Origin of the sequence: Dactylosporangium sp. NPDC006015, from assembly GCF_040614215.1 — a bacterium.
In the GTDB taxonomy this organism is placed as follows: Bacteria; Actinomycetota; Actinomycetes; order Mycobacteriales; family Micromonosporaceae; genus Dactylosporangium; species Dactylosporangium maewongense.
On the sequence record NZ_JBEXUD010000067.1, the window covers coordinates 39,311 to 50,648 of the forward strand.

11 protein-coding genes are annotated in these 11,338 nt (G+C 72.8%); 6 read left to right on the top strand and 5 right to left on the bottom strand.

The features are described from left to right. Entirely contained in the window at positions 1 to 726 is a 726-nt protein-coding gene (locus ABZ321_RS53815) for a PIG-L family deacetylase (protein WP_354904153.1), read from the top strand. Continuing rightward, positions 723 to 1,823, top strand: a complete 1,101-nt coding sequence (locus ABZ321_RS53820; RefSeq protein ID WP_354904154.1) for a hypothetical protein — start codon at positions 723 to 725, stop codon at positions 1,821 to 1,823. Before ABZ321_RS53815 ends, ABZ321_RS53820 begins: the two co-directional genes overlap by 4 nt. Here the strand turns inward: ABZ321_RS53820 and ABZ321_RS53825 are convergent. Genes ABZ321_RS53825 through ABZ321_RS53845 form a run of 5 tightly spaced genes read right to left on the bottom strand, consistent with a single transcriptional unit; the run spans position 1,777 to position 7,229 of the window. Then, complete coding sequence (locus ABZ321_RS53825) at positions 1,777 to 3,138, bottom strand: condensation domain-containing protein (RefSeq protein ID WP_354904156.1); 1,362 nt, start codon at positions 3,136 to 3,138, stop codon at positions 1,777 to 1,779. The genes ABZ321_RS53820 and ABZ321_RS53825 overlap by 47 nt on opposite strands. Positions 3,139 to 3,169: 31 nt before the next feature. Continuing rightward, on the bottom strand, positions 3,170 to 4,111 hold the full coding sequence (locus ABZ321_RS53830; RefSeq protein WP_354904157.1) for a DUF4304 domain-containing protein: 942 nt from the start codon (positions 4,109 to 4,111) through the stop codon (positions 3,170 to 3,172). Beyond that, positions 4,108 to 5,157, bottom strand: a complete 1,050-nt coding sequence (locus tag ABZ321_RS53835) for a LacI family DNA-binding transcriptional regulator (RefSeq protein WP_354904159.1) — start codon at positions 5,155 to 5,157, stop codon at positions 4,108 to 4,110. Before ABZ321_RS53835 ends, ABZ321_RS53830 begins: the two co-directional genes overlap by 4 nt. A 9-nt stretch (positions 5,158 to 5,166) precedes the next feature. Next, positions 5,167 to 6,228, bottom strand: a complete 1,062-nt coding sequence (locus tag ABZ321_RS53840) for a LacI family DNA-binding transcriptional regulator (RefSeq protein WP_354904160.1) — start codon at positions 6,226 to 6,228, stop codon at positions 5,167 to 5,169. 11 nt (positions 6,229 to 6,239) lie between these two features. Then, positions 6,240 to 7,229 carry an acetylxylan esterase gene (locus tag ABZ321_RS53845; RefSeq protein WP_354904162.1) on the bottom strand — a complete coding sequence of 330 codons (990 nt, stop codon included), beginning with the start codon at positions 7,227 to 7,229 and terminating at the stop codon, positions 6,240 to 6,242. Between the two features lie 166 nt (positions 7,230 to 7,395). Here ABZ321_RS53845 and ABZ321_RS53850 point away from each other — a divergent pair, with 166 nt between their 5' ends. The 4 genes from ABZ321_RS53850 to ABZ321_RS53865 are packed head-to-tail and all read left to right on the top strand — an operon-like array spanning position 7,396 to position 11,285. Beyond that, positions 7,396 to 8,304, top strand: a complete 909-nt coding sequence (locus tag ABZ321_RS53850) for an ABC transporter permease subunit (protein WP_344498763.1) — start codon at positions 7,396 to 7,398, stop codon at positions 8,302 to 8,304. Next, entirely contained in the window at positions 8,298 to 9,146 is an 849-nt protein-coding gene (locus ABZ321_RS53855) for a carbohydrate ABC transporter permease (RefSeq protein WP_354904165.1), read from the top strand. Before ABZ321_RS53850 ends, ABZ321_RS53855 begins: the two co-directional genes overlap by 7 nt. Positions 9,147 to 9,192: 46 nt before the next feature. Continuing rightward, positions 9,193 to 10,839: an extracellular solute-binding protein gene (locus ABZ321_RS53860; RefSeq protein ID WP_354904167.1), complete on the top strand. Its 1,647-nt coding sequence runs from the start codon at positions 9,193 to 9,195 to the stop codon at positions 10,837 to 10,839. Continuing rightward, positions 10,836 to 11,285 carry a hypothetical protein gene (locus ABZ321_RS53865; protein WP_354904168.1) on the top strand — a complete coding sequence of 150 codons (450 nt, stop codon included), beginning with the start codon at positions 10,836 to 10,838 and terminating at the stop codon, positions 11,283 to 11,285. Before ABZ321_RS53860 ends, ABZ321_RS53865 begins: the two co-directional genes overlap by 4 nt. Positions 11,286 to 11,338 lie beyond the last annotated feature (53 nt).

An 11,338-nucleotide genomic window follows, 5' to 3' on the forward strand; every position in this document is an offset into this window, starting at 1 on the left:
GTGGAGCAGCGGGTCACGGAGCAGGCGGAGAAGCTCGGCACGATCGTGTCCATCTGGGCGCACCCCGACGACGAGACGTACGGTGCCGGGGGCATCATGGCGGCCGCTGTCGCCAACGGGCAGCGGGTCGTGTGCGTCAGCGCCACCGCCGGCGAGCTCGGCACCGACGACCCGGTCGCGTGGCCGCCGGAGCGGCTCGGCCGCACCCGCCGCTGGGAGGCCGCCGCCGCGATGGCCGTGCTCGGCGTCACCGACCACCGGTTCCTCGGCTACCCCGACGGCGGGCTGGCGGCCATGGACCCGGCCGAGCCGGTCGAGCGGATCGCGGCGCTGCTGGCCGACGTCGCCCCCGACACGGTGCTGACGTTCGGGCCGGACGGCGGCACGTTCCACCCCGACCATCAGACGATCTCCGCGTGGGTCGGCGCCGCCTGGGAGCGGGCGGGCCGGCCCGGGCGGCTCCTGCACGCCGCCATGACCCAGGAGCACCTGGCCGCCTGGAGCGAGCGGTACGAGCAGTGGCAGGTCTTCATGACCGACGAGCGGCCGGTCGGCGTCGTGGAGGAGGAGCTGGCGCTGCGCGTACACCTGACGGGAGCGGACCTCGATCGCAAGATCGCGGCACTGCTCGCCATGCACACCCAGGTGGCGCCGGCCGTCGCGCTGCTGGGCATGGAGGAGTACCGCGCGCTGAACGACGAAGAGGCGTTCGTCGAGGCCCGGTGAAGCTCTCCCTGACCGGGCCGGACAGTCACCGGCTGGAGCGCCGGCCCGGCGTCGGCGTCGTCGTCATCGGGCCCGAGGGCGGCACGCCGCGCCCGGACCTGGTCGTCGCGCCCGGCGACGCGATCGACTGGTCGGTGTTCGACCCGTTCACCGTCCCGGCCGGGTACCCGTGGCCGCGCCGGATCGTCTACGACGGCGACGACACAGGCTTCTTCCGCTGGGCCGGGCGCCGGCCGATCGAGACCTTCGACTGGCGGCCGCGCGCGGCGCACGCCGTCGACGCCGCCGCGGCGGACATCGGCACGCTCGGCATCACCCTGCGCGACGCGCCGCTGCGCCTGACGCTGCCGGCGGGGCGCGGGCACCTCATGGTCACCGGCGACCCGCGCCTGCTGGTCCCTGACCTCGCTCCGGGTGCCGCCTGTCCCGGCCTGTCCTTCGCCCCGGACACCCGGCCCGCGCCGGACGGACCGCCGCTGCGGCTGCCGGACCTGCCCGCGCTCGCCGGCGCGCACTCGGTCAGGGTCACCGTGCCGCCGCTACGGCAGCCGTTCGACTGCGCGAGCCTGCTGCAGTTCCCGGAGCTGCGCGCCCTGACGCTCAGCGGGGGACTGGCCAATGTGGACGCGCTCGGCGGGCTGTGCCGGCTGACCGCGCTGCACCTGCACCTGTGCCCCGACCTCACCGGCCTGCCCGCGGTGGACACCTGGCCGGACCTGACCCGCCTGTTCGCGTCCGATGTGGACGCCGTGGTGGGGAGGCGGCTGCGCGGGCACGGCACCGTCACCAGGCTGCGCAGGCCCGAATGGTTCGCCGCCGGGCACGGCCTGCCGTTCGCGAGCTGGCCGTCGCGCACCGCGAAGGCGGCGACGGCGGCGTACCGCGCGGCGGAGGATGCGATCGGGGCGGCCACGACGCGACAGGACGTGGAGGCGGCGGTGCGCGGGTTCGTCGGCGCGGTGAACGCGCTGCCCGGCATCGAGACGACGGAGCGCGAGGACGCCGGCGAGGCCGTCCACCGGTTGACCGCCGCCACCCCGTGCGGGGACCTCACCGAGGCGGCGGCCCGCTGGTTCGACGGGGCCCGCGACTTCTGAACGGGTCGACGACGACCGCCTCGATGTCGCGGGCGCACCGCAGCAGCGCCTCCGGCGGGTACCGGTGGGTGTCGCCCCACAGCGTGAACATGACGGCGTCCACTGCGTCCACTGCGTCCGCGGTGTCCTCGACGTGCAGGTAGAGCGAGCCGTCGTAGGTCTCCTCGTGCACGCCCCAGTCCAGCTTCGTGAGCGGCAGCGCGGCCTCGACGTCGCCGTCCGGCGGGTCCGCGGCCGCGTCGTCGGCGCGGGTCTCCATGCGGCGGTCGTTGAGGTAGCACGACAGGTCGGACTCGCGGCCGGCGACGAGCGACTGGTGCGCCGCGGTGTCGTAGTAGCCGTGCTTGTAGGCGCCGATCGCCGCGCTCCACGCCCGCGCGACCACCTCCTCGAACGGGCCGCCGACGTCGATGACGCACAGCCCGAACTGCCGCAGGCTGCCGACCGCGTCGGCGAACCCGGGCCGGAACCGGTTGCTGACGATGACCTGCACGACGGCGGTGTCGGCGCCGGTGAGGCGGGCGGTGGCGACGGCGTACGCGGCGAGGAGGATCGGCCCGGACGCCACCCTGGTCCGTGCGGAGAGCCGCCGGACCGCGAGGGCGAGGGCCGGCGACACGCACACGATCTCCCGGAAGCGTGGGCCGTCCGGGGGTGTGGACGGCACCGGTGCGGGCGGGACCCGCAGGAGTTGGCGCTGCCAGTACCGCAGCGACTTCCCGCTCTGCCGCAGCGCCTCCGGCGCCCGTTGCCGGCGCGCGAGGTCGAGCGGCTGCGTGCCCTCGGCGGGCGCGGTCGCGAGACCGGTCGCCGGGTCGAGGCGGGCGAGGTCGCGGACGATCGCGTTGATGCCGAACCCGTCGACGACCACGTGGTAGTACATGACGACCACGTGCGTGAGCGTCCCGCCGGAGCGCACCACGGCCATCCGCACCGGCCACTCCGCGAACGGGTCGAACGGCGTCGTCTGGTACCGCACCCGCAGCCGCTCGGCGACCAGGTCCGGCTCGTCGTCCACGACGTCCACGACCTCGAGGGCGATCTCGCCGGAGGCCGACACCACCTGCCGCGGCGGGCCACCGTCCACCGGGGACAGCCGGGTGCGGAGGGCCTGGTGCCGCCCGACGAGGAAGCGCAGCACGGCCGCGACCCCCTCGACGGTCTCGCCGTCGCCGGCGCGGACCGCGCCGCCGATGTTCATCGTCCGGCCGGTGCGCCGCATGAGGTCCCACACGTCGCGCTGGCCCCAGGTCAGCTCCTCGGCGCCCGCTCCGTCGCCCTGGAACGCGACGACGTGGCTCGTCACTGTCTCCACGCGCAGAGCGTGTGCACCCCGGTGCGGTGTGTCAATCAGGTGGCGGCGGCGGGGCCGGTGACCCACCACCCGGTGTGGAACTTTCACGGATGTCGGCGAACTGCGGGGCCAGCTTCGCGAACGCGCGCCGCAGCGGACGCAGGAGGTCCTCGGCGGGCGCGCCGTAGAAGTCGGCGGTGCACACGAGGCCGTCGCGGCGCAGCGCGTGGTAGAGCGTCGCGGCCTGCGCCGCCGGCCGGCCCGCACGTAGCTCGGTGAGGTGCTGGTGCAGCTTGTACGACAGCTGCCGCAGCGCCTCCTCCTGCCGCGCCGGCGGGACGTCGTGGGGCAGCCGCAGCGTCACCGTCAGCGTGGGGGAGTCCACCGGCGGCGGGCAGCGCAGCCCGAGCAGCGCCGCGAACCTGGCCGCCTCGCGGCGCACCGGCAGCGGCCACGGCGCGGCCTCGGCGACGACCCGGTCCAGCCACGCCTGGGCCAGCTCCGGCGCGCCCGCGGTGGCCGCCAGGTACACCTGCCGCAGCCCCGGCGGGTCGGTCCGGTCGCGCAGCCAGTCCAGGACGCCGGCGCCGGTGGCGAGCCGGTCGAAGCGCGGCAGCGCCTCCCGCAGCACCCACTCGCCGGCCGAGGCGCCCAGGGCGCGCAGGTCGGTGACCGCGTCGAACGTCCACCGGAAGCCGCTGCCGACATGGAGGTGGCACTCGTGCCGCGCCGGCGGCTCGGCCGGCGGCACCGGGGACTCGGCGGCGTCGAGGGCGTCGATGAAGACGCCGAGGTCGATCGCGAACGCGCCACCGTGCCGGTCGTTCCACCGGTGCGGCTCGACGGTGACGAGCTCCTGCCGGCCTTCCCGCGTACGGCGGAAGTTGCGCCCCCGCCCGGCGAACCCGTGCCGCTTGAGCACGGGGACGACGTCGCGGGCGAGCAGCTCGGAGATGACGGCCTTCGCCGTCCGGTCCACGGCGGGGCGGCTCACGACGACGGGGGTGCGGTGCTGGCGCGCACGACGAGCCTGGTGGCGAGCTCCACGCGGGCGGGCTCGACCGGCTCGCCGACCGCCAGTTGCAGCACCATGCGGGCGGCGGTCGCGCCCATCTCCGCGAACGGCTGCCGCACCGTCGTCATCGGCGGCCCGCACCAGCGGGTCACCTCGATGTCGTCGAAGCCGACGACGCTGACGTCGTCGGGGATGCGGACGCCGAGCAGGCGGGCGGCCTCGTAGACGCCGAGGGCCTGCAGGTCGTCGCCGCACAGGATCGCGGTCGGCGGGTGCTTCAGCGACAGCAGCTGCCGGCCGAGCAGGACGCCGTCGTCGAAGTCGAACCGGCCGTGCCGCACCAGGGCCGGGTCGAGCGGGGCCCCGGCGGCGTCGAGGGCGCCGCGGCAGGCCTCGAGGCGGGCGCGGGCGCACAGGTACTCCATCGGGCCGGTGATCACGCCGACCCGCCGGTGGCCGAGGTCGAGCAGGTGCCGGGTCGCGGCGATGCCGCCGCTCCAGTTCGTCGCGCCGACCGACGGGATCGGGTGCATCGGCTCGCCGGTCGGGTCGAGCACCACCATCGGCACGCCACCGGCGGCGAGCTGCTCGTACTGGCGGGCCCGGAACGCCGAGTTGACCGCGATGACGCCGGTGGGGCGGCGGGCGAGGAGCCGGTCGGCGGTGCGGCGCCCGCCGGGCGCGGGGCCCTGCAGGTCGGTGAACCCGACGGCGAGGCCCCGGTCGCGGACGACCTGCTCGACGCCGCGCAGGATCTCCATCGCCAGGTGGCTCTCCAGGCCGTAGAAGGCGACCTCGACGCTCGGCGTCGCGGCCGCGCCGCCGTGCTGCTCGCCGCGCCGGTAGCCGTGCTCGCGCAGCAGCGCCTCGACCCGGTCGCGGGTCTCCACAGCGATGCCGGACCGACCGTTCAGAACTTTCGAGACCGTCGGCGGCGACACCCCGGCGAGCCGGGCGATGGTCGCCACGGTGACCTCGCCGCGGCGCCGGCGGCCGCCGGGGGCTGGCGCGCTCGCGGAGTCCACGGCGCCAGTCTATGGCCGCCTTCGTTCGAAGGACATGGAAACATTTCCAGGCGGCGTGGTGCTGGACCGCACGACGAGCGGGGTGGCCAGCTCCAGGCGGGTCGAGTCCAGGGTCTCGCCGGCGGCGAGGGACAGCAGCATCCGGGTCGCCAGGCCGGCCATCTCGGTCAGCGGCTGCCGCACGGTGGTCAGCGGCGGGATCGACCAGCGGGCCTGCTCCAGGTCATCGAACCCGACGACGCTCAGGTCGTCCGGGACGCGCAGGCCGCGCTCGTGCAGGGCCTCGTAGGCGCCGCGGGCCATCTCGTCGGCGCACGCGAAGATCGCGGTCGGCGGCTCCGGCAGGTCCAGCAGCGCCAGGGTCTCCCGGTGGCCGGTCGGGCTGGTGAAGTCGCCGGTGCGCTCGTATCCGGCGGGGACGTCGAGGCCGGCGGCGTGCATCGCCGCCCGGTAGCCGTCGACGCGGGCGCGGGCGCACAGCACGTCGCCGGGGCCGCCGATGACGGCGATCCGCCGGTGGCCGAGGCCGATCAGGTGCTCGGTGGCGGTGAGCGCGCCGGTCCAGTTGGTGGCGCCGACCGACGGGACGCTCGGGTCGGGCTGCCCCGCCGGGTCGACGACGACGACGGGGATGCCGAGGTCGGCGAGGCGCTCGCGCTGGTCGGCGGCGAGCTCGGACAGCACGAGCAGGACGCCGTCGGAGCGGCGCGCGGCGAGGTGCTCCAGCCAGCGGCGGTCGGGCGCGGTGCGGGTGCGCCCGTGCACGGCGGAGACCACGACGCCGGTGCCGGCGCGGTGCGCGACCTCCTCGACGCCGGCGAGGATCTGCATCGCCCACGGGCTGCCGAGGTCGACGAAGACGACGTCGATGAGGCCGGCGGTGCGGGCCGGCGGCGTGCGGCGGGGCAGGTAGCTGCGGGCGCGCAGCAGCGCCTCGACCCGCTCCCGGGTCGCCGGGGCGACGTCGCGCCGGCCGTTGAGCACCTTCGACACGGTGGGGACGGACACCCCGGCCTCGGCCGCGATCTCCGACATGGTGGCCCTGCTGTGCGGCGGCCTGGGGGTCGGCATAGCCCGCGAGTCTACGCCGAAAGTTTCGAGGGCAGCCAGTCCAGCTGGCGCCGCACGTGGACCGCGTCGCCGCCCTCGTGGCCGTTGTACGGGTAGGCGTGCATCACGCGGTCGGCGCACCCGTACGCGTTGTACGCGGCGAACACGGTGCTCGGCGGGCACACGGTGTCGCGCAGGCCGGCGCCGAAGTGGCCGGGCGCCTTCGCGCGCCGGGCGAAGCTGACACCGTCCACGTAGGACAGCGTGCGCCAGACCCGGTCCTCGATGCCGCGGTGCACCGCCAGGTGCTGGGCGATCTCCCCGTAGGGCGAGGCGTCGGTCAGCGCGACCGCCCGCTGGAAGTGGCACAGGAACGGCGCGGTCGCCAGCAGCGCCGCGACGTCGGGCACGAGCCCCGCGACGGCGAGGGCGAGCCCGCCGCCCTGGCTGTTGCCGGCGACCGCGACCCGCGCCGGGTCGACGCCCGGCAGCGCCCGGACCGTGTCGACGGCCCGGACGGCGTCGGTGACCAGCCGCCGGTAGTAGTAGTCGTGCGGCGCCAGGATCCCCTCGGTGACCAGCCGGTACCCGCCGGCGTGCGGGTCGGGGGTGGCGCCGCCGTTGCCGTACAGGTCGCCCTGCCCGCGGTTGTCCATCAGCAGGTGCGCGTAGCCGGCCGTGACCCAGGTGAGGCGCTCGTGCGGCAGGCCACGGCCGCGCCCGTAGCCGGCGAACTCCACCACGGCGGGCAGCCCTGCGGGCACCCCTGCGGGCAACACCGCGGGCAACACTGCCGGCCGGCTGAACCAGGCGCGGACCGGGTCGCCGCCGAAGCCGGCGAAGGTGACGTCCCAGGTGTCGACGAGCCGCAGCCCGGTGGTCACCCGGTCGGCGGCGAGGACCGGCGGCACGGCCCGTGCGTCGCCGAGCGTCGCGGCCCAGAACGCGTCGAAGTCCGCGGGTTCGGCCACCGCGGGGGCGTACCGCAGCAGCTCGGGCAGTGGGAGGTCGAACTGCGGCATGGGTCTCCTCGACCGAAAGTTTCCAGGACGGTCCACACATTGACCAGGAACAGTGTGAGCAGGTCATGCCGCCTAGATCGAGTCCTTGACAGGGCGTAGTGATGAATCTACATTACCCGATGCCTTCCGAATGTTTGCCGAAACTTTCGACCATGGAGGGAGGGGCATGAGACGTCGCACCTGGCGCTCCGCGCTGCGCCGCGACTGGCAGCTGTACTCCCTCGCCGTGCTGCCGCTGCTGTTCTTCGTCGTCTTCCGGTACCTGCCGATGGCCGGCAACGTCATCGCGTTCCGGCGGTTCCGCCCCGGCGGTGACCTCTTCGGCGACACCTGGGTCGGCCTGCGCTACTTCAGGATGTTCTGGCAGGACCCGACGTTCTGGCACGTCTTCACCAACACGCTGGTCCTCGGCGGCCTGACCCTGCTGTTCGTCTTCCCGCTGCCGATCGTGCTCGCGCTGCTGCTCAACGAGGTGCGCACCCGCTGGCTCAAACGCTTCGTGCAGACGGTCTCCTACCTGCCGCACTTCCTGTCGATCGTCGTCGTGGCCGGCATCGTCTTCCAGCTGCTCGCCCTGGACGGCGTGGTCAACGCGGGCCTGCGGGCCGTCGGCGCCGACGCCGTGCCGTTCCTGCAGCGGCCCGGCTGGTTCCGCACCATCTACATCTCCTCCGAGGTGTGGCAGACCGTCGGCTGGGGCACGATCCTGTACCTCGCCGCGCTCACCACCATCGACCACGAGCTCTACGAGGCGGCCCGGATCGACGGCGCCAGCCGGTGGCGGCAGACGTGGCACGTGACGCTGCCCGGTATCCGCCCGACGATGGTGACCCTGCTGATCCTCAACGTCGGCACGTTCCTGTCGGTCGGGTTCGAGAAGGTCCTGCTGCTGTACAACCCGCTCACGTTCCCGACCGCCGACGTCATCTCCACCTACCTGTACCGGGTCGGCGTGGTCTCCGGCAGCTTCAGCTACGCCGCCGCGATCGGCCTCTTCGAGTCGGTGATCGGCCTGACCCTCGTCCTCACGGCGAACTTCGTGTCGAAGCGGACGGTCGGAGCGGGGCTGTGGTGAGGCGCGCCGTCATCGGGCTGGTCCTCACCGCCGTCGTGGTGCTGACGCTGTACCCGTTCTGCAACGTCATTGCCCGCTCGTTCAGCGAGGAGCAGGCGATCCAGGCCGGCGAGGTCAACCTGCTGCCGCGCGGCTTCAACACGACCACCTACGAGGTCGTCATGTCCGACCCCGTGTTCTGGACCAACTACCGCAACACCGTCGTCTACACGGTCGTCGCGACCGCCATCTCGATGCTGCTGACCACCTGCTACGCGTACGTACTGTCGAAACGGCACCTGAAGGGCCGGGCGCTGCTCGTCGGCGTCGCCGTGTTCACCATGTTCTTCAACGGCGGCCTGATCCCCAACTACGTGCTCGTCAGCGGGCTCGGGCTGCGCAACACCATGTGGGCGGTCGTGCTGCCCAACGCCATCAGCGTCTTCAACCTCCTCGTCATGAAGTCGTTCTTCGAAGGGCTGCCGGTCGAGCTGGAGGAGGCCGCCGCCGTCGACGGCCTCGGCACCTACGGCATCCTCTGGCGGATCGTGCTGCCGCTGTCGAAGGCCGTCATCGCCACGATGGTCCTCTTCTACGCGGTGGCCTTCTGGAACTCGTGGTTCCCGGCGTTCCTGTACCTCGACGACGCCGACCTGTTCCCCGTCACCATCTACCTGCGCAACCTCATCGCCGGCTCGACCGGCGGGTCCGACATCTCCACGCCGTCGGACACGGCGCTGCAGATCGCCGCCAACATCCAGGCGGTGACGATCGTGCTCACCGCGCTGCCGATCATGCTCGTCTACCCGTTCGTCCAGCGGTACTTCGTCTCCGGGATCACCCTCGGCGCGGTCAAGGGATGACGCGCCGACCTTTTATCAGTCGCAGCACCCTTCAAGGAGCTCCCCCATGTCGCACTTGAAACGGCGCACCCTGCTCGGCGCGGCCGGCGCCGCCGCGCTCGTCTCGCTCGCCGGCTGCGGTGACGACGACGACCAGGCGAAAGGTCAGGACTACACCGGTCACCGCGACGGCGCCATGGACGGCTACGGCATGGGCCAGCAGTTCACCGCCGCCCAGCCGCTGACGTTCTCCATCATGATGCTCAGCAACGCGGCCTACCCGTACAAGGCCGACTGGCTGTTCTTCAAGGAGCTCGCGAAGCGCACCAACGTGACGCTGCAGGCCACGGTCGTGCCCGGCAGCGACTACAACCAGAAGCGCAGCGTCGTCGTCGCGGCCGGCGACGCACCGATGATCATCCCGAAGACGTACCACCCAGACGAGGAGGCGTACATCGCCAGCGGGGCGATCCTGCCGGTCAGCGACCACCTCGACCTCATGCCGAACTTCCGCGACCAGGTCGCCAAGTGGAACCTGCAGGCCGACCTCGACCAGTTCCGGCAGGAGGACGGCAAGTTCTACCTGCTGCCCGGCCTGCACGAGGACGTCTGGGCCGACTACTCCCTCGCGGTGCGCACCGACGTGCTGCAGCAGCTCGGCCTGCAGATCCCGAAGACCTGGGAGGACCTGCGCACGGTGCTGCGGGCGATGAAGGCCGCGCACCCCGACGTGTACCCGCTGTCGGACCGCTGGAGCAGCCCGCCGAACCCCGGCGGCAACAACCTGCTGTCGATCGCCGGCACCGCGTACGGCACCCTGGCCGGCTGGAGCTACCAGCACGCCAGCTGGGACGACGCGGCGAAGGCCTTCGTCTACACCGGCACGACCCCGCAGTACAAGCAGGTGGTCGAGTACCTCAACTCGCTCGTCGCCGAGAAGCTCGTCGACCCGGAGAGCTTCACCCAGTCCGACGACATCGCCAAGCAGAAGTTCGCCAACGGCAGGTCGTTCGTGATGAGCTGCAACGCGCAGACCCTCGTCAACGAGCTGCGCCCCAGCATCGCGAAGATCCCCGGCGCCACGGTCCTGAAGATCCCCACGCCGACCGGCCCGATGGGCGACACGAAGGCCGGCAGCCGCCTCGAGGGCGGCGTCATGATCTCGGCGAAGGCCCGCGACAGCAAGAACTTCGTCGCGCTCATGCAGTTCATGGACTGGCTGTACTACTCGCCGCAGGGCAAGGTCTTCGCCAAGTGGGGCGTTGAAGGCACGACGTACACCGGCAGCGTCGACGACGGCACGATGAAGCTCGCGCCCGACGTCAACTGGGGCGGACTCAACCCCGCCGGCACGAAGAACCTCCAGGTCGAGTACGGCTTCCTCAACGGCGTCTTCGTCTACGGCGGCACCACGAAGCTGCTCAACTCCCAGTTCCCCAAGGAGGAGCAGGCGTTCCAGGACGTGATGAACGGCCGCAAGAACCAGCCCCTCGCGCCGCCGCACCCGCTCAACGCCGACGAGCGCGAGCAGGCGACGTTGTGGGAGACGACGCTCAAGGACCACGTCAACCAGCAGACGCTGAAGTTCATCCTCGGGCAGCGCCCGCTCAGCGAGTGGGACGCCTACGTGGGCGAGCTCAAGGGCAAGAACATGACCCGCTACATCGAGGTCGTCAACGCCGCCTACAACCGGTACAAGAAAGCGCACGGATGACAGGGCAGCTCGGCGACGCGTGGCGGCACTGCATCGGGGCCGGGCGGTTCGAGCTCGCGTTGCGTCGCGACTACCAGGACTCCCTGGCGCTGCTCCAGCGGGAGATCGGGTTCCGGCACATCCGCCAGCACGGGCTGTTCAGCGCCGGCGCGGGCGTGCACCGGCCGTACGAGTACGGCGGCGAGCGGCGGGTCCTGCACTCCTTCACCTACGTCGACCAGGTCGTCGACATGTACCTGGAGCTCGGGATCCGGCCGTTCGTCGAGCTGGGCTTCATGCCGCCGGGCCTCGCGTCCGGGGACCAGACGGTGTTCTGGTGGCGGGGCAACGTGACGCCGCCGAGCGACCGGGCCGAGTGGGCGGCGCTGGTCCGCGGCACCGTCGCGGGGCGGGGGGGGCGGGGGGGGCGGCGCGGGGGGGGGGGGGGGGGGCTCGCTGGGTTGTGAGTGGCGGGCAACACGCTCAGAGTGGAGCAAGACCCCCACCGCCCCGACAACAA

Coding starts and splice junctions, on each gene's coding strand:
- ABZ321_RS53845 (WP_354904162.1), bottom strand. CDS start 7,229: ATGCCGCAGTTCGACCTCCCACTGCCCGAGCTGCTGCGGTACGCCCCC.
- ABZ321_RS53860 (WP_354904167.1), top strand. CDS start 9,193: ATGTCGCACTTGAAACGGCGCACCCTGCTCGGCGCGGCCGGCGCCGCC.
- ABZ321_RS53865 (WP_354904168.1), top strand. CDS start 10,836: ATGACAGGGCAGCTCGGCGACGCGTGGCGGCACTGCATCGGGGCCGGG.
- ABZ321_RS53840 (WP_354904160.1), bottom strand. CDS start 6,228: ATGCCGACCCCCAGGCCGCCGCACAGCAGGGCCACCATGTCGGAGATC.
- ABZ321_RS53850 (WP_344498763.1), top strand. CDS start 7,396: ATGAGACGTCGCACCTGGCGCTCCGCGCTGCGCCGCGACTGGCAGCTG.